Source organism: Marinoscillum pacificum (assembly GCF_024714495.1).
In the GTDB taxonomy this organism is placed as follows: Bacteria; Bacteroidota; Bacteroidia; order Cytophagales; family Cyclobacteriaceae; genus Marinoscillum; species Marinoscillum pacificum.
Genome location: NZ_JAMZMJ010000016.1, coordinates 63363 through 86344 on the forward strand (window position 1 = coordinate 63363; position 22982 = coordinate 86344).

23 protein-coding genes and 1 riboswitch are annotated in these 22982 nt (G+C 40.1%); of the genes, 15 read left to right on the forward strand and 8 right to left on the reverse strand.

The genetic code is table 11. The features are described 5' to 3' along the window. Positions 1–20 precede the first annotated feature (20 nt). Entirely contained in the window at positions 21–500 is a 480-nt protein-coding gene (locus tag NXS00_RS23760; RefSeq protein WP_258101785.1) for a gluconokinase, read from the reverse strand. A gap of 177 nt (positions 501–677) precedes the next feature. On the opposite strand from NXS00_RS23760, the gene NXS00_RS23765 reads away from it, so the two are divergent. From NXS00_RS23765 to NXS00_RS23830, 14 genes are all read left to right on the forward strand, one after another. Next, complete coding sequence (locus NXS00_RS23765; RefSeq protein ID WP_258101786.1) at positions 678–1733, forward strand: complex I subunit 1/NuoH family protein; 1056 nt, start codon at positions 678–680, stop codon at positions 1731–1733. Further along, complete coding sequence (locus NXS00_RS23770) at positions 1730–2740, forward strand: 4Fe-4S binding protein (RefSeq protein WP_258101787.1); 1011 nt, start codon at positions 1730–1732, stop codon at positions 2738–2740. Before NXS00_RS23765 ends, NXS00_RS23770 begins: the two co-directional genes overlap by 4 nt. Continuing rightward, the gene (locus tag NXS00_RS23775) at positions 2727–3227 is read left to right on the forward strand and encodes an NADH-quinone oxidoreductase subunit J family protein (RefSeq protein ID WP_258101788.1); all 501 of its coding nucleotides are present in this window, start codon (positions 2727–2729) and stop codon (positions 3225–3227) included. The genes NXS00_RS23770 and NXS00_RS23775 overlap by 14 nt, the downstream gene beginning before the upstream one ends. Continuing rightward, the gene (nuoK, locus tag NXS00_RS23780; RefSeq protein ID WP_258101789.1) at positions 3224–3532 is read left to right on the forward strand and encodes an NADH-quinone oxidoreductase subunit NuoK; all 309 of its coding nucleotides are present in this window, start codon (positions 3224–3226) and stop codon (positions 3530–3532) included. Before NXS00_RS23775 ends, nuoK begins: the two co-directional genes overlap by 4 nt. Continuing rightward, positions 3532–5493 carry an NADH-quinone oxidoreductase subunit 5 family protein gene (locus NXS00_RS23785; protein WP_258101842.1) on the forward strand — a complete coding sequence of 654 codons (1962 nt, stop codon included), beginning with the start codon at positions 3532–3534 and terminating at the stop codon, positions 5491–5493. Before nuoK ends, NXS00_RS23785 begins: the two co-directional genes overlap by 1 nt. A 14-nt stretch (positions 5494–5507) precedes the next feature. Continuing rightward, on the forward strand, positions 5508–7133 hold the full coding sequence (locus NXS00_RS23790) for a complex I subunit 4 family protein (protein WP_258101790.1): 1626 nt from the start codon (positions 5508–5510) through the stop codon (positions 7131–7133). A 1-nt stretch (position 7134) separates the two neighbouring features. Then, positions 7135–8568 carry an NADH-quinone oxidoreductase subunit N gene (locus NXS00_RS23795; RefSeq protein WP_258101791.1) on the forward strand — a complete coding sequence of 478 codons (1434 nt, stop codon included), beginning with the start codon at positions 7135–7137 and terminating at the stop codon, positions 8566–8568. Positions 8569–8575: 7 nt separating this feature from the next. Beyond that, positions 8576–10462 carry an amidophosphoribosyltransferase gene (locus NXS00_RS23800; protein ID WP_258101792.1) on the forward strand — a complete coding sequence of 629 codons (1887 nt, stop codon included), beginning with the start codon at positions 8576–8578 and terminating at the stop codon, positions 10460–10462. Between the two features lie 30 nt (positions 10463–10492). Continuing rightward, entirely contained in the window at positions 10493–11245 is a 753-nt protein-coding gene (locus tag NXS00_RS23805; RefSeq protein WP_258101793.1) for a TspO-related membrane protein, read from the forward strand. A gap of 172 nt (positions 11246–11417) precedes the next feature. Then, positions 11418–11912 (forward strand): OmpA family protein, encoded by a 495-nt coding sequence (locus tag NXS00_RS23810; RefSeq protein WP_258101794.1) that lies wholly within the window; start codon positions 11418–11420, stop codon positions 11910–11912. 165 nt (positions 11913–12077) lie between these two features. Next, positions 12078–12188, forward strand: a riboswitch (SAM riboswitch). Positions 12189–12515: 327 nt separating this feature from the next. After that, positions 12516–14633 (forward strand): ferredoxin-like domain-containing protein, encoded by a 2118-nt coding sequence (locus tag NXS00_RS23815; RefSeq protein ID WP_258101795.1) that lies wholly within the window; start codon positions 12516–12518, stop codon positions 14631–14633. 2 nt (positions 14634–14635) lie between these two features. Then, on the forward strand, positions 14636–15403 hold the full coding sequence (gene cobA / locus NXS00_RS23820) for a uroporphyrinogen-III C-methyltransferase (protein WP_258101796.1): 768 nt from the start codon (positions 14636–14638) through the stop codon (positions 15401–15403). 3 nt (positions 15404–15406) lie between these two features. Next, a complete protein-coding gene (locus tag NXS00_RS23825) occupies positions 15407–16021 on the forward strand; it encodes a precorrin-2 dehydrogenase/sirohydrochlorin ferrochelatase family protein (protein ID WP_258101797.1) in 615 nt (204 codons plus the stop codon). Next, the gene (locus tag NXS00_RS23830; RefSeq protein ID WP_258101798.1) at positions 15963–16661 is read left to right on the forward strand and encodes a phosphoadenylyl-sulfate reductase; all 699 of its coding nucleotides are present in this window, start codon (positions 15963–15965) and stop codon (positions 16659–16661) included. The genes NXS00_RS23825 and NXS00_RS23830 overlap by 59 nt, the downstream gene beginning before the upstream one ends. A gap of 40 nt (positions 16662–16701) precedes the next feature. On the opposite strand, the gene NXS00_RS23835 is transcribed toward NXS00_RS23830, so the two are convergent. The 7 genes from NXS00_RS23835 to NXS00_RS23865 form a co-directional block, all read right to left on the reverse strand. Continuing rightward, positions 16702–18492 carry a cytochrome-c peroxidase gene (locus NXS00_RS23835; RefSeq protein ID WP_258101799.1) on the reverse strand — a complete coding sequence of 597 codons (1791 nt, stop codon included), beginning with the start codon at positions 18490–18492 and terminating at the stop codon, positions 16702–16704. Between the two features lie 11 nt (positions 18493–18503). Beyond that, positions 18504–20063, reverse strand: coding sequence for an alkaline phosphatase PhoX (locus NXS00_RS23840; protein ID WP_258101800.1), 1560 nt, complete (start codon positions 20061–20063; stop codon positions 18504–18506). Between the two features lie 410 nt (positions 20064–20473). Beyond that, complete coding sequence (locus tag NXS00_RS23845) at positions 20474–20689, reverse strand: hypothetical protein (protein ID WP_258101801.1); 216 nt, start codon at positions 20687–20689, stop codon at positions 20474–20476. Positions 20690–20829: 140 nt separating this feature from the next. After that, positions 20830–21414: a hypothetical protein gene (locus NXS00_RS23850; protein WP_258101802.1), complete on the reverse strand. Its 585-nt coding sequence runs from the start codon at positions 21412–21414 to the stop codon at positions 20830–20832. 2 nt (positions 21415–21416) lie between these two features. Further along, positions 21417–21632, reverse strand: a complete 216-nt coding sequence (locus NXS00_RS23855; protein WP_258101803.1) for a hypothetical protein — start codon at positions 21630–21632, stop codon at positions 21417–21419. 106 nt (positions 21633–21738) lie between these two features. After that, positions 21739–22065 carry a HesB/IscA family protein gene (locus tag NXS00_RS23860; RefSeq protein WP_258101804.1) on the reverse strand — a complete coding sequence of 109 codons (327 nt, stop codon included), beginning with the start codon at positions 22063–22065 and terminating at the stop codon, positions 21739–21741. A gap of 4 nt (positions 22066–22069) precedes the next feature. Further along, positions 22070–22477, reverse strand: a complete 408-nt coding sequence (locus NXS00_RS23865; RefSeq protein ID WP_258101805.1) for a hypothetical protein — start codon at positions 22475–22477, stop codon at positions 22070–22072. Positions 22478–22577: 100 nt separating this feature from the next. Between NXS00_RS23865 and mce the strand changes: the two genes are divergently transcribed. Beyond that, positions 22578–22982 carry a methylmalonyl-CoA epimerase gene (gene mce, locus NXS00_RS23870; protein ID WP_258101806.1) on the forward strand — a complete coding sequence of 135 codons (405 nt, stop codon included), beginning with the start codon at positions 22578–22580 and terminating at the stop codon, positions 22980–22982.

The following is a 22982-nucleotide window of genomic DNA, read 5'->3' on the forward strand; positions in this document are numbered from 1 at the left end:
AAGAGCATATGGGAGGGAGCCTAGTCTTCTTTTAAGTATGTCAGTATTTGCTGTATAATTTGTTCTGGAGATTGCTCAATGGAGACATGGTAAGCAAGTTCTGGGATTTCCAGTGTTTCGAATTGACTGTCTAACATACCTGCTTTCATAAAGTGTCCCTCACGAGCTTTCATGCGTGCTGATATCAGTTCTTTGCTTCCGTTCAGATAAATCCATGAATAGGTTTCATTTGGATCCATTAGCTCTCGGTAAGATTCTTTTAGTGCAGAGCAAGCCAATATAGCTGTTTTATTGGATTGAAGGAGCTCAGCAAGCTTCAGCAACCATGGGTGTCGATCGGCATCATTCAATGGTTGGCCGCTCGCCATCTTATCTTTATTGCTTTTTGGATGATAATCATCTGCATCAAAGAAGTTGTAATTCAGCTCTTTAGCTAGCATAGAACCAATGGTGGATTTACCAGATCCAGATACTCCCATGATGATAATTGGTTGACTCATAGACAAAAGAATTTCAAACTATACCTCGGTTAAGGTAGGGAAAATTACGGATCAATTTGGTTAAAGGTAATTTGTGCCTACTATTATTTTGAATAGTTCTAAATAATCCTTCATGAAGTAAGTCGCATCATATAACTTAGCGCCAACATTTTTTAGTACCAGCAAGTTGTCCTTGGAATGATTACATTTTTGGTCTTTCTTCCGTTTCTTTTAGGCTTTGTGGTCATCGGTGTATACGGTGAGCGTAAGATTGCTGGGTTCATACAAAATAGGCTAGGGCCAATGGAGGTAGGACCCGTAGGGTTATTTCAAACTATCGCAGATTTGCTCAAAATGCTGCAAAAGGAAGATATCCGTCCTAAAGCAATCGATAAAATCTTATTTCTGTTAGCTCCAATTGTGGTTTTTGGTTCCATTTTCGCTGGGTACGCCAGTTTGCCATTGACTACAGAGATAGAAGGTGCTGGCTTTTCTGTTGGAGTGTTTTTCCTCTTATCTATCGTTTCTATAGATGTTTTAGGTATTCTAATGGCCGGATGGGGATCTAATAATAAGTATTCGCTGTACGGAGCGATGCGATCTGCTGCTCAAATTGTTTCCTATGAAATTCCCCTAGGTTTGTCCGTCTTGGCGGTGGTGATGTTCTATCAGACATTGGACCTACAAACCATCAGTGCCAGTCAGGGTGTTTTAGGAAATGAACCAACCTATTTATTTGGAATCAAATCACTTGAAGTTACCGGAGTTGGCGGATTCTTAAGTTGGAATGTATTCACCATGCCATTTATGTGGGTCGTGTTCATCATTTTCTTCATTTCGAGTTTAGCAGAATCTAATAGAGTGCCTTTTGATTTGCCGGAATCAGAATCAGAGTTGATTGGTGGATACTTTACAGAATATAGTGGCTTCCGTTGGGGAATCTTCATGTTAGCAGAGTATGCCATGATGCTTTTAGTTTCATTCCTCGGTGCGATATTATTCTTTGGTGGATGGAATACACCATTACCGAACATTGGAGAATTCGCATTAGCGGATTGGACCACTGGCCCTATTTGGGGTGTAGTTTGGTTGTTTAGTAAGGCTACTTTCTTCATCTTTTTACAGATTGTAATTCGTTGGACCTATCCAAGATTGAGAGTGGATCAGCTGATGTCACTTTCTTGGAAATATTTGACTCCAGCGGCTATTTTGTTGTTGTTTATTGTTGGGATTTGGAAATTGTGGATGGCATGAGCAACTATTTTAAAAACATAAAAGAGGCTATCAGCTCGGTCACATCAGGACTGAAGTTGACTTTTAGATATTTAGGAGAGGCTCGACATTCCAGAGAGCCCATAGGTATTGAGGATGAGAACTATTTCGAGGTAGACAAGGGTATTGTTACGTTGGAATATCCTTTCGAGTCGTTACCCGTTCCTGACAATGGTCGTTACAGATTGCACAATGAAATTGATGACTGCATCGTCTGTGACAAGTGTGCCAAGGTTTGTCCTGTAGATTGTATAGATATTGATGCCATCAAGTCACCGGAAACGTATGGAGTGACTTCTGATGGTACGCCTAAAAGAATTCACGCAGCTAAGTTTGATATCGACATGTCAAAATGCTGCTTCTGTGGGCTGTGTACTACGGTTTGCCCTACGGAATGTCTCACCATGACCAAAGTGTATGACTTTAGCGAGTTTGATGTGAAGGATCATGTGTATTCTTTCTCAGACATGTCATTGGTGGAGATCGCTGAAAAGCGCAAAGAACTGGAGGAGTTTGAAGCGAAAAAGGCAGCTGAGAAAGCGGCGAAAACTGCTCCGGAAGATGAAGTGGCATCTAAGCCAAAACCAGCTGTTAGGCCAAAACCTGTTGCTGCTAAGCCGGCAATGAAGCCAAAAGTTGGTGGTAAGCCAGTGATGAAACCGAAGACAGAGGATTCTGCAGATGCTTCTGAAAAATCCGCTAGACCAAAACCGGTTATGAAACCGAAGGTCAAACCTGCGGCATCTGATGAAAACAAGCCTTCAAGGCCGAAGCCCGTGATGAAGCCAAAGATTAAACCAAAATCAGAGGAGTCTTCTGAGGAGGTGAAATCCGCAAAGCCTCGTCCAGTGATGAAGCCGAAGGTTAAGCCTGATGCTGAGCAGAAAGCTGATAGCACTGAACAGGTTAATGAGGAAAAACCAAAACCAAAATATAGACCAAGACCAGTAATTCGTAAGAAGCCAAAGGATGAAGATGGAGATAGTTGACATATTGTTTGCCTTCTTTGGAGCCATGGTGGTGTTGCCGGTGATTTACATGTTGATCACCAGGAATATCATTCGTGCAGCTTTCGCTTTGGTGATTTCTTTATTGGGAATCGCAGCAATCTATGTGCTGCTCAATGCCGAGTTGATGGCTGTGGTTCAGATTCTGATCTACGCTGGTGGTATTATCGTGCTATTGATCTTTGGAATCATGCTGACCAAACGTGTTTCTGATGAAGGAGTGGTTTCAGAGCATCGAAATGTCATCATCGGAAGTGCGCTTGCTACTATATTACTCGGATTATTAACCTGGGGAATTTTTCAATCAGGTTTGGTTTGGGAAGGAGAACCGAATACAGTTGATCAAGTGAGAACTATTGGTATCAGCTTCATGACAGACTACTTACTTAGTTTTGAAGTGATTGCATTCCTGCTGTTAGTCGCACTGGTTGGAGCATCATATTTGGCTAAACGATCAGGAAATATATGAGTGCGATTCCATTGACATATTACCTCGTACTTTCAGCATTTCTCTTGTGTTCAGGATTACTGATGGTTTTGATTAAGAAAAATGCAGTGTTCGTTCTTTTGGGAATTGAATTGATGCTGAATGCGGCTAACCTGAATCTGGTAGCTTTCTCCAAATTCAATCCAAATCTGGACGGGCAAATCTTTGCGGTTTTCTCTGTTGTGGTTGCAGCAGCGGAAGCGGCAATTGCACTATCTATTCTGCTCAATATTTATAAGAAATTTGATTCATCTGATCTGGATGATCTAAACACCATGGAATATTGATGAAAGGAGATATGATTCATATGGCTTTCCTTTTGTTACTTCCATTGATTGGTGGATTGGTAGCTTTTGCATCTGGTAAAACCAAAGCTCCTGTAGTGGCTTTGCTAGGAATGATTCCTGGATTCCTGTTGAGTTTGTTGATGCTTAACTCAGCTTTTGCTGATGTGATTGTATATCGCTGGGAGTGGGTACCAGGTTATGAATTAGGTTGGCGAATCGATGAAGCTTCAGCATTGTTGATTGCTCTGGTAAACTTTATTTCCTTAATGGTTCATTTGTTTTCTGCCACCTATCTCAAAGGTGATGCAGGACTGAACCGATTCTATGCCAAACTGGGATTTTTCACGACTTCCATGCTGTGCTTGTTGGCAGCAGATCATTTGTTGTTATTGTTTGTCTTTTGGGAATTGGTAGGATTTTCATCCTACTTACTGATCGGATTTTGGTTTCAGGATCCAGCTAAAGCCAAAGCAGCTCGCGAAGCCTTCATGGTCAACCGAGTAGCAGATGCGGGACTATTAATAGGAGTAGTATTGATGATCACTGTATTGGATCTTCAGTTCTTGTCTGAGTTGTCAAGCCAAAATAGTTCTTTCTTATTGACGCTAGCGGGATTTGGGTTGCTCATCGGAGCATTAGGCAAGTCGGCCCAGTTTCCTTTCTTTGGATGGCTACCAAAAGCGATGGCTGGCCCAACACCAGTATCGGCATTGATCCATGCGGCTACCATGGTTGCGGCAGGAGTTTATTTGCTTTTCAGAGTTCAACCGATCTTAATTCCAGCTGTTCAGAGCGCAACAGCTATTTTGGGAGCACTTACAGCGTTCATGGCGGCAGTGGCTGCCATCACTCAGTTTGATATCAAAAAAGTATTGGCCTATTCTACCATTTCTCAATTGGGATACATGGTGATGGGCATTGGAGTTGGAGCTGAAGATGCTTCATTCTTCCATCTGTGGACACACGCATTTTTCAAAGCAGGTTTGTTTTTAGGAGCTGGCGCAGTGATCAATTATTTGCATCATGTCAATCATCACAACCATGATTTTGATGCGCAAGACATGCGCTGGATGGGAGGGCTTAGAAAATATTTGCCAGTTACCTTCATCTCCTTTGTTATTTGTGGATTGGCTTTGTCCGGGCTTCCATTGTTCTCAGGTTTTCTTTCGAAAGAAGGGATATTAACTGGAGCATGGCTTTGGGCTTCTCAAAATGCTGCCAGCCAAGGCTGGTGGGTATATCTGATTTCTGATCTTGGTTTTGTTACTGCCTTGTTGACACCAATTTATGTTGGTCGTCAGATTTGGCTGGTGTTTTTTGGAGAGTCAAGGTCACATATGGAGCAATATGATAAGGCAGAGCCGGTCATTAACTTTAAGTTGCCTCTGATCGTCTTGGGAATTGGCGCTTTATGGTTCATGCATGCCATCAATCCATTTGATGCTCATGGTTGGCACTTTGGGGAGATCTTATTTGGACAAGCCGAGCATATCGAATCCAACATTCCTCTTTATACGATGATCCTATCCATTGCACTGGCAATAGGAGGTATCGCAATAAGTTTGGTGTTTTTCGGTCCAAAATCAAAAAAAACAGAGTCATTTAGCCAAGCGCAAGGACCAGTTTCATTCATAGGTAAATTATCTTTTAATAGCTGGTATGTGGAGAAAAGCTATGATTGGATGTCGGTAGGTTATTTAAAGTTGACTCAAGTTTTTAATCGAATCGATCGACGAATTATCGATCGAATAGTAGATAGTGTCGGAGTGTGTACAGTAGTTTTTAGTAAGGTGCTGGCCATATTCGATCGTGAAGTAATTGACGGCCTGGTTAATTTTGCTGGGTGGATTTCTAAAACCGTGGGAGCGATGCTCACCGGTATACAGTCAGGAAAGATTCAAAATCAGTTGGTGTGGTTGTTAGTGTTGCTAATTGCCATTATTCTCTGGTTTCAATTTTAAGTAGAAAGTAAAGAATGGAAAACCTGCTTAGTTGGCTCATATTTATTCCGTTTATCGCTGCGCTGGTCGTTGGGTTCATTCCTAAGGATAAGAGTCAGTTGATCAAGATAATTGCATTAGCGGCAACCAGTATTCAGTTGGTGCTGGGATTGCTGTTATTTTTTCAGTTTGATGGTGATACTAAACCATCACTTTGGAGCGAAGCTTTTCAGTTCACCGAATTGGAGCCATGGATTCATTTCAAGTTAGGATCAATCGGATCGCTTCAAGTAGACTATTTCGTCGGAGTGGATGGTATCAGCATGCCATTAGTGACACTGAGTGCTCTGCTTTTGGTGATTGGTGTCATTTCATCCTGGAAGCTGGAACAAAAGGTTAAGGGCTACTTTATCCTTTATTTGATTCTGAGTGGTAGCTTGATCGGCTGTTTTGTGGCACTCGATTTCTTCTTGTTCTATGTCTTTTTTGAGTTCATGCTTCTCCCGATGTTTTTCCTTATCGGAATCTGGGGAGGGCCAAGAAGATCATATGCATCTATCAAATTTTTCCTTTACACACTTTTCGGTTCATTGTTGATTTTGATTGTGATGATTGGCCTGTACTTGTCAACAGGTTCAATTGATGATGCAGGAAATCAAATCAATACTTTCAGCTTAGTCCAAATGATGGACGGTAGCTTTTTAGAAAATACATTGTTAGCTCCCGGAAGCTCATTTGTTCTTTGGGGATCTAGTTTAAGATATTGGGCATTTATTCTGTTGTTAATTGGATTCATTATCAAATTGCCAGCAGTTCCATTTCACACATGGTTGCCGGATGCGCACGTAGAAGCTCCAACTGCGATTTCTGTTTTGTTGGCGGGAGTATTGTTGAAGGTAGGAGGATATGGATTATTCCGTATCTGTTATGCCATTTTCCCAGATATTGCTATTGAATTAGCTCAACCTGTCGCCATTATTGGGATGATCTCCATTGTGTATGGAGGGATGGTCGCTATGGCGCAGAATGATGTGAAGAAATTAATTGCCTATTCTTCGGTCTCTCATATGGGATTTGTGTTGTTAGGGTTAGCAGCACTTACTGCAGAAGGAGTTTCAGGATCATTGTTCCAGATGGTCTCACATGGATTTATTTCTGGAGCGCTGTTCTTGATCGTGGGAGTGATTTACGACAGAACGCATGATCGCCAAATAGAAAGCTTAAGTGGATTAGCATCTAAGATGCGACAATACACCTTTTTTGTGGTGTTGTTCTTCTTTGCTTCTCTAGGTTTACCAGGACTCTCTGGATTCGTTGGAGAGATTTTAGTGTTTATGGGGGCAATTGGTGCTGAAAGTATCAATGGTGTGATTCCAAGCTGGATTGGAATGGTATCTGTGCTGGGATTGATCATATCAGCAGGCTATTATTTATGGACATTGCAACGAATGTTCTTCGGTAAGTACTGGACGAGAGAGGCAGCCTGGGATGTGAAGATGGTTGATCTTTCGGCCCGAGAATGGTTAATGTTGGTTCCATTGGCGTTGCTTACTTTGCTATTTGGTGTATTTCCATCGTTGTTACTAGGGCCAATCGAGAATACCATGAACTTCTTCGTGGAGCATATAATGAATCAGGGTCAGACTTATTTGAATCTCTAATATGCTGACTCAACTCAAAGACATTATCGGCGATCTGGGATTTCTGTCTTTTGAAATCAGTCTGGCCGCCGGAGCCATTGTTATTTTAATTTTAGGCTTGGTTGTTAAGCATAAACTAGCCTATAAGGTTGGATTTATTGCGGTTTTGTTACTCGCATTGTTACTGCTTTCTTTTGGTCAGGAGGAGGTGTTACTATTGGGTGACAACTTGCAATTCAATGATCTTGGGGCACTTCTCAAAGCACTATTTGTCTTTACCGCAATCTGGATTGTGTTTTACCCAACAGCTGAAAATCATGGAAGTGAGTATTATTTTTTGATGATCTCCATGATTCTTGGAAGTGCTCTGATGCTTAGCGCTAACAATTTGCTGGTCATTTATTTGGTAATAGAGCTCACCTCATTTGCCTCTTACTCACTAACCAATTTTGACTTTAAGAAGAAATCTTTTGAGGCAGGAATGAAATACCTGTTATTTGGAGGTGTTAGCTCTGCGCTGGCTCTTTATGGTGCTTCTATATTGTATGGCTATTCAGGAACTCTATCTCTGTCAGGCATGGATTTTGGAGTTGTAGAAAATTCAGCCTTCTTGAATTTAGGAATGGCTTTATTTATTGGAGGAGTACTGTTCAAAGTTAGTGTGGTTCCATTCCATATTTGGGTGCCAAGTACTTATGAAGCTACTCCTACTGATGCGGTAGCTGTACTTTCTGTGATTCCCAAAATTGCAGGATTTGTCTTGCTCAATCGAATATTAGATGCATTGAATGTTTATGAAATCAGTTGGCTGCTCAACACGGTAACTATTCTAGGTATAGCTACAATTGGAATGGGAACACTTGGTGCACTTCGTCAGACCAATGTCAAGCGACTGATCGCTTATGGAGCAGTGGCTCATTCAGGGTTTCTTTTGGCAGCTGTTTTGATTCCTTTTGAGAATGGAGTGAGTGCATTTGTGTGGTATGCTGTGGTGTATGCATTGATGAATGTGGCCGTTTTCTATCTGGTTTCATTATTTGAGTCTAAAGGGATGACTGAAGTAGATCAGTTTGCTGGACTTTATAAGAAAGAAGTTTATTTGGGAGGTTTGGTGGTGTTGGTTATGATATCCTTAATTGGGTTGCCACCTACGTCAGGCTTCACTATCAAATTATTTTTGTTCACGGTCATGTGGGAGTGGTACCAATCTGTAGGAGACCCTCTGACCGTAGCTTATTTGGTTATTGCAGTAATTAGTGTGGTTTTCTCTTTGTTTTTCTATTTAAAGATTCCTTATCAGATGTTTTTAAGGGACGGACAAAACACAAATTATTCCCAGTCATCGCTAAGTCAGCGGGTCATAGCAACTATTTTCACACTCTTGGTGTTATGGTTGTTCTTTAGGCCGGAAATATTGAATAACATTGCAAATAATATTAAATTCCTTGATTGGTAATTAATTCATGAGCGACCCTATCAAACACGAATGCGGAGTAGCACTTCTTCGCTTAAGAAAATCTCCTCAATACTACATTGATAAATATGGTACGCCTGCTTACGCTGCAAAAAAGATGTACATCTTAATGCAGAAACAGCACAATCGAGGACAGGATGGTGTGGGTGTCGCCAATATCAAACTGAACATGCCTGCGGGAACGCGTTACATCAGTAGATACCGAACGACCAATCAACAACCAATAGACGAGATCTTTGGCAAAATCAGCAAGAAATACAATAAGGCTCAGAAGGAAGGAAAAGAACAGTTCTACAATGCTCAGTGGATGAAAGAGAATTATGCTTTCACCGGAGAGGTTTGGTTGGGACACCTGAGATATGGTACACACGGAAAGAACAATATTGAAAGCTGTCACCCATTTCTGAGACAAAATAACTGGAGAAGCCGTAACCTGGTAATGGCCGGCAACTTCAACATGACCAACGTAGATGAGCTATTTGATAAACTTGTTACACTAGGTCAGCACCCGAAGGAAAAAGTAGATACGGTTACTGTAATGGAAAAAATTGGTCACTTCTTAGATGAAGCCAATCAAGCCATTTTCGATCAGTATCGCGGTAAAAAAACCAATCAGGAGATTACGGACGTAATCGAAGATGAAATAGATCTAAGAAGAGTTTTAGAAAAGTCTTGTAGAGACTTTGATGGTGGCTATACCATGACTGGAATGGTTGGATATGGTGCTTCGTTTGTTGCTCGTGATCCTAATGGTATTCGTCCTGCTTATTACTATGCAGATGATGATGTGGTGGTTGTTGCTTCAGAAAAGCCAGCTATTAAAACTGCTTTTGATTGTCATTACGATGATATTCAGGAAATAAAGCCTGGTCATGCGTTGATCATCGAAAAAGATGGTAGCTACAGAGAAGAGCAGTTTATTCAGCCGAAAGAAAGAAAATCATGTTCCTTCGAGAGAATCTATTTTTCAAGAGGAACAGATCCAGATATTTACAATGAAAGACGTAAACTAGGTGAGTTGCTAATCCCTAGTGTGTTGAAGGCGGTTAATTTCGATTTGAAAAACACTGTTTTTAGCTACATTCCAAATACAGCAGAAACATCATTCCTTGGACTTCTTAGAGGTATTGATAATTACCTTATTGAGAAACGAAAAGATATTATCCTACAGAATAAGCCTAGCGTTGAATCTTTGGAAGAATTACTTTCATTCAGACCTAGAGTGGAGAAGTTGGTTCTGAAAGATGCTAAGCTAAGAACCTTCATTACGGATGACCAACATCGTGATGATCTGGTAGCACACGTTTATGACACCACGTTTGAGGTGATCAAGAAAAAGACGGATACCCTTGTTGTAATAGATGATTCTATTGTAAGAGGAACGACTCTGGAGAAGAGTATTTTGACTCTTTTGGATCGCCTAGAGCCTAAGAAAGTCGTGATCGTTTCATCTGCTCCGCAAATTCGATTCCCTGACTGTTATGGCATTGATATGAGTAAGATGAAAGAATTCGTTGCTTTCCGGGCGGTATTAGCTTTACTTAAGGATCACAACAAAGAGTATTTGTTGGATGAAGTGTATGAGAAATGCCTTGCTGCTGGTTCAGACAGAAATCAGCCCAATTACGTGAAGGAGCTTTATGAGCCGTTCACCTATGAGCAAGTCTCAGAGAAAATCACCGATATCGTGCGACCTAAAAACATGAAAGCTGAATTGGAGGTGGTCTATCAGACAGTTCCAGACCTTCATAAAGCTTGCCCTAATCACCCAGGTGATTGGTATTTCACTGGAGATTATCCAACGCCTGGTGGTAATCGTGTGGTGAATAAGGCTTTTGTAAACTTCATGAAAGGTGTAACTGTAAGGGCCTACTAACAAATCCTATTTAAAGCTTGTTGATAGGGTATGAAGAGATTTCAATATCCTATCATCAATTCGATTGTTCTGATCGTAACCTTGTTCGTTAATTATTGGTCCAATACTGGAGCCATTAATGGACAAACCATAGCTCTCATTAGTCAGAAAAATGAGAATTTATTCACCCCTGCAGGTTATGCTTTCGCAATCTGGGGGATCATATACCTTTCTTTAATTGCCTTAGTTGTTTATCAATGGATTCTTACTGTTAAAAAGAAAACCGAACCTCTTAAACAGATCGGTTATTACTTGGCGCTTGCTAACATTTTGAACGCCATCTGGGTATTAATCTGGCTTTCAGAATACTTGCTTTTTTCTGTAGGGATAATGATCTCTATTCTGATAACTCTCACCGTCTTATCAATTCAACTTTCTAAATGGTCTACCACCACAAGTAATTTCTGGTTAGTGAAGTTTCCTATCTATTTATATCAGGGTTGGATCATTGTTGCATTGGTTGCTAATACTTCAGTCTTTCTAACCAGCGTTGGGTTTGAAATGGCTTTTTCTGAAAGCGTCTGGGCTGTTGTTTTGTTAATAGCTGCAGGCGTGATTTACATCTATGAAACCTTCAAACTTGAACAAGTAATCTCAGCACTTGTGGGTATTTGGGGGTTAATAGCAGTTGGTTATAAGCAAATTTCTGTTTCTGAAGTGGTAGGTATAACTGCTTTTGGTGTGGCCGGCATCTTAGTTGCATTTACAGTATGGACTATTTTTCGTAAAACTCAGGTTATTTAATGAATTGTAGTGCTAGTTTAAAGGGGTATTTGTAAGTGCTTGTTAATCAGTGCTCTCTGAGTTTTTAATTTAGATAAAACCAATTATTAATAGCATTATTTTTAGATTAACCTTGAACATATTCGCGGAATTGTTGTTAGTTTTATATTAGACGAAACCCACAACAACTACTATGAACTACTCAAAACCGTCGACTAAACTCCTAATTTTAGGGTGTTTAAGTCTTGTTGTTACGTTTGCATCTTTGAACCGTGCAAACGCTAACACAGATCCTTCGAAAAACAAAAAGAAGGAAATCAACTCGACAATTACACACATTTATTTTGATCTAGACGAACAAGCGCCAGATGCACCAGCGCAAGTAAGGGCAATGGTGGCCGAGCTCAAAGAGACGTATGGAGATCAAGAACTCAATATCAAGATTACTGGAAGAACCTGTGATCTTGGAGATGAGTCGTACAATGAAATCCTTTCTAAACAAAGAGCTTATTCTGTAATGGATATGCTCATGATGAAAGGTCTCAATATCAACTATGTGGAGGTAGATGGGGTAGGAGAAGAAGATCCTATCGTTCCAAATACGAGCATTGAGAACCGAAAGAAAAACCGAAGCGTATCCGTGATGGTTGTGGCTGGAGGGTTAGATCAATATCTAGCAGCACTCTGATTACGAATCTTGGATTCAGCTTTAAATATTTTGAAAATATTTGATTTGACTTCCTTTTATTTGGGAAAAGTGTAAAAATCGAAATTATTTCTTCTGAAGAGGTGTGGTGGATTTTGAAAGTTCAAAAATCTGTTACACCTTTGTCATATCAATTCTTATGTAATTGATTTATAAAGAAGCGTGGAGAGACAGGCTCTGAGAAACGCTAGCAACCTAAAAGCAAAATTTAAGGTGCTAAGTCCTGATCCAGACATTGGGGTTTGGAGAATATGAATTAATTGAAATGAAAACTTTAGAACTTAACATTAGACTTACCAGACAAACTCACCAAACAGGTGAACTATGTTGTTGTTGTAGCTGTTGCTGCTGTTAATTCATCGGAATTAAACAGAGAATACTTTAACTCAACAATCATAGAATCATGTCTTTAAGGCTAAAAAATCAAAATCTTATTATTTCAATCTGTTGTACATGTATGATGTGCTGTGCATGTTGTTGTACAATATTATCCCGGATTCAGTTATAAGCAAAATAATATAAGACTTTAACGAAACCCCGGGAACGAACAGATCTCGGGGTTTTTTTATGCAAACCAATAATACAATGAGCACCAAAACTATTTCAAAAGAAGCGCAAGCAGACATACAAGAGCTGAAGGATAAGATCCAAAGCTTTAAGCTTGGACAAATTCCAGAGGAGCGATTCAAGGCATTCCGTTTGGCCAGAGGAGTCTATGGTCAACGTCAGCAGGGAGTGCAGATGTTCCGTCTGAAATTACCATTTGGTAAAATTACAGCAGATCAGTTAGAAACATGTGCGAATCTTTCTGAGCAGTATACCAATAGTAATTTGCATTTGACCACACGTCAAAACATTCAGTTACACTACGTTAAATTGGACGATTCTCCTGCTATTTGGGAAGAGTTAGAAAAAGTAGGAGTTACCTCCAAGGAGGCTTGTGGGAATACGGTGAGAAACGTAACCGCTTCACCTTTTGCAGGGATAGACCCTGAGGAGCCATTTGATGTAGCTCCGTATGCTCAAGGTGTGTTCGAATATTTCTTAAGAAATCCGGTATGTCAGGAGATGGGAAGGAAGATTAAGATTGCTTTTTCTTCTTCTCGATCTGATTCTGCATTTACATACATTCATGATTTTGGGTTTATTCCTAAAATCAAAGATGGGGCTTATGGATTCGAGGTAATTGTTGGTGGAGGCCTTGGTGCTCAAGCCTTCATGGGACAATTAGCCTACGAATTCCTGCCTCAGGATGAGTTGATTCCATTTATCGAAGCTGGTTTGAGAGTGTTTGATCGCTATGGAGAGCGTGAAAGAAGACATAAAGCACGATTGAAGTTTTTGATCGACCCGAAAAAAGGAATTGGTTTAGATGGCTACTTGAAGTTGATAGAGGAGGAGCGTAAGTCATTGCCTTATCAAACCTATAAGATCAACACCAAAAAAGTAATCACTAAGATTCCTGAGGATAGCTCAATCCTTACAGTGGATCATGTAGAAACTGACGAGGCATACGATGAGTGGTTCAAAACCAATGTCTTTGAGCAAAAGCAAGAAGGATTCTATGCTGTGAAGGTTAGAATTCCTTTGGGTGACATCAAAGCGCCGAAAGCAAGAGTTTTGGCTGAGATTGCTAGAAATTATGCAGCTGATGATATTCGCTTTACCTTGAATCAAGGGTTGATTTACAAGTTTGTAAGACTTGAAAACATACCTGCAGTGTATACTGAACTAAAGGAGCTTGGTTTTGCGGCTCCAGGTTTTGATACCCTCGCTGATGTTACGGCTTGTCCTGGTACGGATACTTGTAATCTTGGTGTGACCAATAGTACAGCGCTTGCTTTGGAGTTGGAAAATCTGGTGCGTGATGAATTCCCTCATTTGGTGGATGAAGAATTGATCAAAATTAAGATCAGTGGATGTATGAATTCATGTGGTCAGCACATGGTAGCAAACATCGGATTCCATGGTTCTAGTATTAAGAATGGGAATAAGGTAGCTCCAGCAATGCAAGTAGTGCTGGGCGGAGGAGTTGATCCGGATGGAAAAGGAAATATCGCTGAGAAGGTGATTAAAATTCCAACAAAGAGGATTCCTGAGACCGTAAGACTGATTCTAAATAACTACGAGGAAAACAGTGTAGAAGGAGAATATTTCAATGCATACTTCCGTAGACAGGGTAAAATCTATTTCTATGATTTGCTGAAGCATCTTGGTGATGTAAAAACGTTGGCTGATGTAGATTATCAGGATTGGGGTAAAGTTGCTGATTTCGTTCCTGAGATTGGAGTGGGAGAATGTGCTGGTGTAATGTTGGATCTTGTTGGTACGATTATCAACGATGCAAAAGATCGTTTAGAAAGTGGAAAAAAAGCATTGACTGAAGAAAAATGGGCGAATGCTATCTATTACGCTTACAATACGTTGGTAATTGGTGCTAAGGCAATTTTGCTACATAAGGACATCCAGTGTAACACACATCAAGGAATAATCGAAGATTTCCAATCTCATGTAATTGAGAAAGGAGAATTGGCAGCTATTAGTGATTTCTCTGAACTAGTTCTTCAGATTAATAAATACGAGCCAACAGAAGAATTTGCTACTTCTTACATCGCTCAGGCAGACGCTTTCTTTGAGGGTATCAATGCGCTGAGAAACGGCGAAGGAGACAAACTAGTGATCAACGAATTTTATAAAGCATAATCATGTCTAAGATCTCAAGAGTAACATTGGTAGGTGCAGGTCCTGGGGATCCTGAACTAATGACGATCAAAGGTGTAAAAGCACTACAGACTGCAGATGTGGTGCTTTATGATGCTTTGGTTGATCCGGAGGTTTTGCAGTATGCTCCAAATGCACTGCACATTCCTGTTGGAAAGCGAGCTGGAAAGTCCTCCGTATCACAGGATACGATCAATCATTTGATTGTGCAGTATGCCAAGGAAATGGGGCATGTGGTCCGATTGAAAGGTGGAGACTCATTCGTTTTTGGTAGAGGCTTTGAAGAAAAAACGTATGCTGAAAAGCACGGATTGCAAGTGGATGTGGTACTAGGGATAAGCAGTGTGATGCTTCCTGGATACTTCGGAATTCCACTGACTTGTAGAGGTGTAAATCAAAGTTTTAGTGTGGTGACGGCCACCACCAAAGACGGTACGTTGAGTGAAGAGGTGTTAAATACAGCGGCATTTTCTCCAACGACACTTTACTTTATGGGATTGGGTAAATTGGACCTAATTGCTGAGGCGTATGCTGCGAATGGAAGAAACGACCTGCCTGTTGCGATTATAAGTAAGGGCTCGCACGCAGATGGCGATGTGATCAAAGGGAAAGTTTCAGATATAGTAGCAATTGCTAAAGAGAAGAAGCCAGAGGCGCCAGCTCTTTTGATATTTGGAGAAGGAGCTGCTTTGGCAACCAACGAACAGCAAGTCAATCAATGGTGGGAAGCTGCTAAAACTGAAGTTGCGTAACAAATGAATAAGTCAGAAGGTAATGTTCTATTTCCTGTTTTCATCAAACTACACAAAGTACAGACGCTTGTAGTTGGTGGGGGAAATGTTGGATTGGAAAAAGTAGAAGCGCTATTGAAAAACGATCCAGAGGCCAATATTACCATCGTGGCTCCGATAATTAAAAATGAACTAAAAGCTCTTGCAAAGGAGTCTGACAGAATTAAACTCATTAATCGCAAGGTCAGGGGGCGTGATCTCAAATCAGCGGATATTTTGATACTCGCTACTGATAATTACGGGCTTCATGTGCGCATGAAGAAAAAGGCTGAGAAGTTGAGGCTGCTTACTAATGTAGCCGACACCCCTGACCTTTGCGACTTTTATCTAGGTTCTACTGTTAAAAAAGGGGATTTGAAAATCGGTATTAGTACCAATGGTAAGTCGCCAACTTTTGCCAAAAGGTTCAGACAGACACTAGAGGAGATTCTTCCAGACAATACACAAGACTTATTGGATCAATTAAAAACAATCAGAGATAGGCTGAAGGGAGATTTCAATCACAAGGTTCAAAAACTAAATGAAATCACTTCAGTACTCGTGGAAAAGGGCAATGAAAATGAATCAAAACCTGATTGATTTAAATAATAAATACGAAAATCTTACGTATCTGGACAGGCTCAAGGCGTTGTTTGAGGAGTTTGATCCAGGGAAAATATTAGTGACTACTTCTATGGGAGGTAGTTCTATCGTGCTTTTGCACTTAATCAATAAAGTGGCTCCAAGACATCCTATTCACCTGATCGATACAGGATATTTATTTAAGGAAACTCACGCCTATAAAGAACACTTGATGGATCAGTTTGATCTGAACATTGTGGATGTACAGCCTCGAAAGAGTTCTCACGATTTCACTACCAAGTATCAGGTATGGAATAATGACACAGATTTCTGTTGCTTCATCAATAAGGTAGAGCCAATGGCAGAGTTGAAGAAAGGCAAAGACGTGTGGATCTCAGGATTGCTTCGTTTTCAAAATGCTAATAGAGCAGACAAGCATATATTCGAGCAATCAAAAGGTTTATTGAAGTTTCACCCTATTATCGATATGGGGCCGGAAGATCTAAATCTCTATCGAACAATTTATGAGTTGCCAACTCACCCTTTGCAATACGAAGGTTATGGTTCAATAGGGTGTGTGCACTGCACGAAGAAAGGTAAGGGCCGTGAAGGAAGATGGCAAGGTCAGGAAAAAACGGAATGTGGATTGCATGTGTGACTAAGACATAAAAAATGGGACCCGAGAGTCCCATTTTTGTTTAATAATCATCTTCATCATTTAGTGTTTTCATAAAAGCTATCAACGCATTAAGGTCTGCGTCAGAAAGGTGAAGTGAATCAGGAGGGAGTGTTTGTAGGGGGACATGGATACCCATTCCTTCACCACCCCCTGCGTTGTAGAAATCAATTACTTGTTCCAATGAATTATACACGCCGTTGTGCATGTAAGGTGCTGTCAGACTTATATTTCTAATGGTTGGTGTTTTGAAAAATGATTTGCGTTCTTCTGTGGAGTAGACATTGAACCTTCCTTGATCAGTATCAAGAGTATTGTTTTCCGCCGTTACAGGTACGCCAAGATTCTCAAGCTCAGTTTCCTTCCATCTGGGTGGAACTGTTCCATTAAAAAATGGAAGAAAATGACAGGTAGCACAGCCTGCTGTTCCCATGAATAAATTTGCTCCTTTAAGTTCCTCTTGGGTGAAGGTCTCTTCTTCACCACGAATGTTTCTATCAAACTTGGAAGAGAAGGGCGCTAAGCTTCTGATGTATACAGCGATAGATTGCCTGATCTGATAGTCGGAAACTGAGTCCAATCCCAGGGTTAATTGAAACTGTTCCATGTATTTTGTGTTGTTATTCACATAATTGAAGAGCTTAGATAAATCAGAATGAAACTCATTCTCATCATTGACAACATTAACCATTTGACCTTCCAGATTGCCAGCTCGTTTGTCATAAAAAAAATCACTCTGATAGGCAACGTATTTTAAAGTAGGTGCATTTCGTAGTAGTGCCTTTTCGTTTAATCCGATAGATTTAACTTGACCATCAGTAAATGCTAATTCTGGTTGATGGCATGACCCACACGACATCTGATTGGTTCCAGATAAGTTTTTGTCATAGAATAGTTCCTTGCCAAGTTCGATTAGATCTTTTGTGCTTTCCAGTGCATCTTGACCTGAAAAATAATTGATGTTGAAGCTATTCCTGGAGAAAAGAGTGGTAGCATCATTTTTCAAAGCGAGTTCAATAGGAATAGTTACTCCCCAGTCTTTGACTGTTTGATTCCATAAGTCAAATTGCTTGTTGGTGTGGTTTTTTATGAAGTGGAATCGGTCAAATGATTCGAAATCACTATCTAAATCACTTAAGGTGGCATCAATTTCATTTTTCCATTCTTCAAAAAGTGAACTGTCCGTAAAAGCAGATTCGTTGATGCTTAGGATCGTTGATAGACTTTGATATACATTCTTCGCATCCGTAAGCGAATGGAGAGCGGCAGGTGAGTCAAAACCAGTAACTCCTGTAGTAGCAACACTTATGATACTTGTTCTAACAGCAAGTAGAATGTGATGTGGCTTCATTTTCTCTACGGAATTATTCTTTTTCATTAATTGAATCCTGGAAATGATGAAGTTGATTTTTGATTTCAAAAATTCTAAATCAATTTCATTAGAGAATATTTCTTCTTCTATTACCTGAAAGCCCTCAGGTTGCTGTATTCTAATGTTTGTTTGATCTTCTTCTTCTACCTGGAGTAGATTTGGTTGATTGAGTGTCTCGTAGTTTTCAACCTCAGTGAATTGCATTATTGGTTCCAATCGCTTGAAATACATCCGTGACTTTCGGTATCTCGCTTGTATTGAGGCTAAATCATTAGACTTTTCCAACAATTGTAGCTGATAAACAAGGCTGTCAACGTTTTCAGAATAGTATTGTTCCAAAGTAGGGGTAGTGGGCTTTCTTGTGTCACAAGAAATCACAAAAAAGAGGCCTATTGTTAGATAGGCCCCCTTTTTGATACATCGCGTGAACGTATCTTTCATAATGATGAAAATTATCGTGCTAAACCTTTAATGGAGAAAAGAATGCTTCCTTCGCTTGAATCTGAATTGTCAGCATCTGGGAAGGCCTTAGGATCAGTAAACTGCCCTTCGGCAGGTTCCCAGCCATGATTTTGAGTAATCATTAAGAAGGTGCTTTCGTCTCCACCTACTACATCAGTTACATCAATCATTCCAGTGATCTCCCACATACTACCAGCAGTGCCATACCCTAACGTTTCTGCGGTCGTTTGATCACATTCTAGAACAACTTTTAGTTCACCAGTTGCAATGTTGTATTGATATAGTCTGGCGAAGTGGTCTGCAGCTGTTTTGTTTGGGTAGCTAGCAACCACTCCATTTGGATCTTCCTGAATGTATAAATAGTTTTCTGTTGCAACAATATTGTCAGGACTGTGGAATGCCTCAGCTACACCGCCTACTTTGTCTCCATCAAGGATGCAGGTGATCTTAGCAGCTCTAGTTGGGTCTGAGTCATTGAGTACTACCTTATATACTCTACCTGTTTGTGAACCTTTGTCTTGAAGACTTTCTCGGTTTCTACCTGTTACACAAAAGTAGATTTCTCTTTCATTTGAAGCACTTCCTCTTCTCCAGTCAATGTCTTCGAGTCTGGAGAATCCAATTACTCCTTTTGCTTTAGCTTCTGCATCAAGAAGATCGATTTGAGTTTCTTCCAGTTCAACCCATTCAGCATCGTATTCGGTGCCTTCTTCCATGTCCATTTCGAAGGTTACTCCTGCTGTACTTACTTTAAGGCCATATAGTTTTCCGGAGTTAAGGTCGCCTCTAGGGCCTACATACATGCCCAGTTGACCTGAAGGTTCTGTATTATCGCTGTGATCATCTCCAATGAAGGCAACAGTTGTTCCGGGGAATGCATTTTTGCCAATTACTACGGCATTTTCAGTTGACCATTGGCCTAGTGTTGGGAGCATTTCAGCGAAACTGGCGTCTTCTGATCTTTTGTATGGACTTGTCACAAAAACACCTTTTGATGCTCCACCCCACTCACCTCCTGAAAGGTATAATGGCCCAAATCCATGCTCTTCTGGTGTAATCAGTGATCCGGAACATTGAGCTGTGAAAGCTGTAGCATTTGCGTTCAAGATATACTCACCATAAAATGGGTTTAAATTTTGATCTAGATAGATTCTTGCGATCGAATAATCCGCCTCAATATTGTTGATCAGTATAAAGCTTGTGTCCGTATCCTTTAAAAGGCCAGCACCATCTGCCATACTACCATAAATGAAGTCAGGGGTACTAGGTAGTACATCTTCTGAACTCATAATTACATCAATTTCAATGTTTGAGAAATCACTTGAAATGGCTAGTACATTGATTGGAGTGTTTGAAGTCTCCAAAGGCGTATAAGGAGGTAATGTGAGGTCTGCGCCATCTTCTCCGTTCTCACCGTTTTCTCCATCTACACCATCGATACCGTCCTGGCCATCAATGCCATCTTCTCCAGCAGGTCCTTCGCAACTGAAAATGGCTCCGGTAAACACCATTATCAGGCAGGTTAGTAATAATTTTCTTGTTAGTTTCATAGTTACAGTAGTCTAGTTTTACTATCGCTAAATAGCACTTTTACTATGTCTCATGAATTACTCTGTTCTTTTGGTTTGGTTAAGAAAATGGACTTATTCAGTGGATTTGTTTACACCGGCTTTAAGAACTTAATACTGTACTAACTTCAAGGTAAAGTGTAATGGATTGCTTGTTATTCAAGTGGTTGATCCTAAGTGGATTGTATATTAATGAAGGGTAACTTGAGGGCTTTTTTTACGAGTTGGAATATCAATCTGAATGCCGAAATGGGAGAGTCATTTCGAATAGGTATGATAAATAGGGAGATAATTATGGGTAGTTGCAATGTGAGTTTCGGAGCGTATGATTAATGTATGGGCATAAAAAAAGACTCCAATTGGAGCCTTTTTTATGGATCATAACCTTGTTATCAAGGAGCTTCTGACGTTACACTGTCAATTTCAGCTTCTAGACTATCTGTCACTGTGTCAACTTCAACCATCATAGTGTCAATTTCGGCTTCTGTCGAGTCTACGGCCATTTCCACTAATTCGTCAACATCAGGAGTTTCAGTTTCTGATTTTTTTTCACCGCCACATGCCATCATGGCAAGAGCTAGTACTACTAAGTAGATTTTGGTTTTCATGATAAAATAGATAAATTGTTAGGAATGTCTCATCAATTTAATGTGAATATTAGATGATTCCTAATTTTGTGCGAATGTAATATTTAGTTAGACAATTCTAAGCTAGTCATCCACTAATTATTTTTATCATTAAAAAGTGCTTATTCCTTGCCAATAGCGGTCTTTTGAGTCTTTATTTTTTCTTTTAACTCTTGGATTTTCTGTTTGGCCTTGGCAATGGCTTCTTCCTTCTTGCTGATCTCCTCTTCAGAGACTTCACCCTTTGATTTGACTTCTTCTAGTCTTGCTTCTGCTTGTGCAATTTTTTCTTCAGACGCTTTAACAGCTTTTTCACTCTTCTCAATTTCGTTTTCAAGCTCAGCGTGTTTTGTTGCTGCTTTTTGTTTGGCTTCCTCTGATCTCAACTGGCCAAATTCCTTGCCGCTCAGTTCGCCTTTCGTTTTGCCATATGCATTACCCTGAGCAGAATCAGGCATTGCTTTCACTTCTTTCTGCTTCTTCTCTTTTTTCATGGAGTCTGCCTTAGTGCCTTTTTCTTTCATTTTGTCTTCGGCATCTTCATCATCTTCTTCCTCTGCAGACTTTTCCTTGCCAGGTTTGTTGCCTTTTTTTTCTTTGGATTGTTCGCTTTTATCCTTGCCCTTTCCTTGTCCTTGAGCAATTAAGGATGGTGATGCCATGAGCATTAGCATGGCAAATACTAATGTTAGGGATAGTTTTTTCATGATTAGATGTCGCTTAATAGTGAGTCAATTTCTTCTACAGTTGCTTCAGTTTCTGAGTGGAGATCGGTTTTCATCTCATCTACAGCTATGCTTATAGAATCGATAACAGCAGTTTCATCGATTGTTGCTTCAGATGTTTGCTCAGTGGTGGTACCACTGCCTCCACAAGACATGATCATAATAGTTGCCAGGGCAACGAAGTAAGTTTGAATTTTCATTTGGTTAACTAGGTTTGTATTCATTGAATCTACGAAAGAATTGCTGGAAAATAAAAAAGCCCGTCGCAAGAGCAACGGGCTTCATTTTAAGGTTTTTTACTTTCAGTTAGATGGAGAAGCTTTCTCCACACCCACAAGTTCTTGTAGCATTAGGATTGATGAACTGAAATCCTTTTCCATTTAATCCATCAGAAAAGTCAAGTGTGGTACCCAACAAGTAAAGAATACTCTTCTTGTCCACAATCACCTTTACTCCTTTGTCTTCAAATACTTCGTCAGTGTCAGTGAGCTTGTCATCAAACAACAAGTCATACATTAATCCAGAACATCCTCCACCTTTTACAGCCACACGAATGTTATGGCTAGGTGAATGACCCTCTTCGGTTCTTAATTCTGCTATTCGCTCTTTTGCTTTATCTGTAACGTTGATCATGATCTTATGCAATTGGGTTTAACACTACACTAAACACAGTCAGGTTGTTCATATCTCTTCCATAATAGAGTTTGTCCAAAGCATCATAGATGTTTTTGGCTCTAAAATAGGATGTCTGAAGCTCACCCATTCCTTTGGTTGTCCATTGGATCGTATACGAGCTTTCTTTCTCCTTATGTGTTTTCACATAGTCCAACATTTTATTGAGCACATCTGTCTTATCAAATCCTGTGATGGATTTAAACAAGAAAGATTGGTTGTGCCTTGGATTGACAGTGATCAGGTCAAGCTTCACTTTTCCTTCCGTGCTTGTAAATTCAAACACCAATTCACTGCTTTTCAATCCCAGGAAATTGATTATTTCATTCTGAATCCTGGCCGCCTCCACATGGACATCTGTCCTATACTCCATAAAATGTTGAGTTTACTTAAAAATACAACAACTCTGGAAACCTTTCAAATCCTGTAAAAGTTTCCTCATTTTTGCGAAATTAATACATAATCCACAGATCATGGTCAGAATTGAGCACATCGGCATAGCAGTTAAAGAATTGGATAAAGCCAATGAACTATTTACCAGATTATTTGGTGAACAACAGTACAAAGAAGAAACCGTAGAAAGCGAGCATGTCACAACTTCGTTTTTCAAGGTTGGTCCAAATAAAATTGAGCTGTTAGAAGCTAATGCGGCTGATAGTGCTATTTCTAAATACATTGGCAAACGTGGAGAAGGCATTCATCACATTGCTTTTGAAGTGGATGATATAGAAGCGGAAATGAAGCGATTGGCAAGGGAAGGTTTTCAACTGTTAAATGAAAAGCCTAAAAAGGGTGCCGATAATAAATTAGTGTGCTTTCTGCATCCAAAAACAACTAATGGGGTGCTAGTAGAGTTGTGTCAGGAAATCAAATCATAA

Excerpts from the sequence above, each read along its gene's own strand:
- NXS00_RS23805 (WP_258101793.1), top strand. The coding sequence starts at position 10,493 with ATGAAGAGATTTCAATATCCTATCATCAATTCGATTGTTCTGATCGTA.
- NXS00_RS23840 (WP_258101800.1), bottom strand. The coding sequence starts at position 20,063 with ATGAAACTAACAAGAAAATTATTACTAACCTGCCTGATAATGGTGTTT.
- NXS00_RS23785 (WP_258101842.1), top strand. The coding sequence starts at position 3,532 with ATGAAAGGAGATATGATTCATATGGCTTTCCTTTTGTTACTTCCATTG.
- NXS00_RS23795 (WP_258101791.1), top strand. The coding sequence starts at position 7,135 with ATGCTGACTCAACTCAAAGACATTATCGGCGATCTGGGATTTCTGTCT.
- NXS00_RS23810 (WP_258101794.1), top strand. The coding sequence starts at position 11,418 with ATGAACTACTCAAAACCGTCGACTAAACTCCTAATTTTAGGGTGTTTA.
- NXS00_RS23815 (WP_258101795.1), top strand. The coding sequence starts at position 12,516 with ATGAGCACCAAAACTATTTCAAAAGAAGCGCAAGCAGACATACAAGAG.
- NXS00_RS23760 (WP_258101785.1), bottom strand. The coding sequence starts at position 500 with ATGAGTCAACCAATTATCATCATGGGAGTATCTGGATCTGGTAAATCC.
- NXS00_RS23850 (WP_258101802.1), bottom strand. The coding sequence starts at position 21,414 with ATGAAAAAACTATCCCTAACATTAGTATTTGCCATGCTAATGCTCATG.
- NXS00_RS23775 (WP_258101788.1), top strand. The coding sequence starts at position 2,727 with ATGGAGATAGTTGACATATTGTTTGCCTTCTTTGGAGCCATGGTGGTG.
- NXS00_RS23860 (WP_258101804.1), bottom strand. The coding sequence starts at position 22,065 with ATGATCAACGTTACAGATAAAGCAAAAGAGCGAATAGCAGAATTAAGA.
- NXS00_RS23830 (WP_258101798.1), top strand. The coding sequence starts at position 15,963 with ATGAAATCACTTCAGTACTCGTGGAAAAGGGCAATGAAAATGAATCAA.
- cobA (WP_258101796.1), top strand. The coding sequence starts at position 14,636 with ATGTCTAAGATCTCAAGAGTAACATTGGTAGGTGCAGGTCCTGGGGAT.
- NXS00_RS23835 (WP_258101799.1), bottom strand. The coding sequence starts at position 18,492 with ATGAAAGATACGTTCACGCGATGTATCAAAAAGGGGGCCTATCTAACA.
- NXS00_RS23770 (WP_258101787.1), top strand. The coding sequence starts at position 1,730 with ATGAGCAACTATTTTAAAAACATAAAAGAGGCTATCAGCTCGGTCACA.
- nuoK (WP_258101789.1), top strand. The coding sequence starts at position 3,224 with ATGAGTGCGATTCCATTGACATATTACCTCGTACTTTCAGCATTTCTC.
- NXS00_RS23865 (WP_258101805.1), bottom strand. The coding sequence starts at position 22,477 with ATGGAGTATAGGACAGATGTCCATGTGGAGGCGGCCAGGATTCAGAAT.
- NXS00_RS23765 (WP_258101786.1), top strand. The coding sequence starts at position 678 with ATGATTACATTTTTGGTCTTTCTTCCGTTTCTTTTAGGCTTTGTGGTC.
- NXS00_RS23800 (WP_258101792.1), top strand. The coding sequence starts at position 8,576 with ATGAGCGACCCTATCAAACACGAATGCGGAGTAGCACTTCTTCGCTTA.
- mce (WP_258101806.1), top strand. The coding sequence starts at position 22,578 with ATGGTCAGAATTGAGCACATCGGCATAGCAGTTAAAGAATTGGATAAA.
- NXS00_RS23825 (WP_258101797.1), top strand. The coding sequence starts at position 15,407 with ATGAATAAGTCAGAAGGTAATGTTCTATTTCCTGTTTTCATCAAACTA.
- NXS00_RS23790 (WP_258101790.1), top strand. The coding sequence starts at position 5,508 with ATGGAAAACCTGCTTAGTTGGCTCATATTTATTCCGTTTATCGCTGCG.
- NXS00_RS23855 (WP_258101803.1), bottom strand. The coding sequence starts at position 21,632 with ATGAAAATTCAAACTTACTTCGTTGCCCTGGCAACTATTATGATCATG.
- NXS00_RS23845 (WP_258101801.1), bottom strand. The coding sequence starts at position 20,689 with ATGAAAACCAAAATCTACTTAGTAGTACTAGCTCTTGCCATGATGGCA.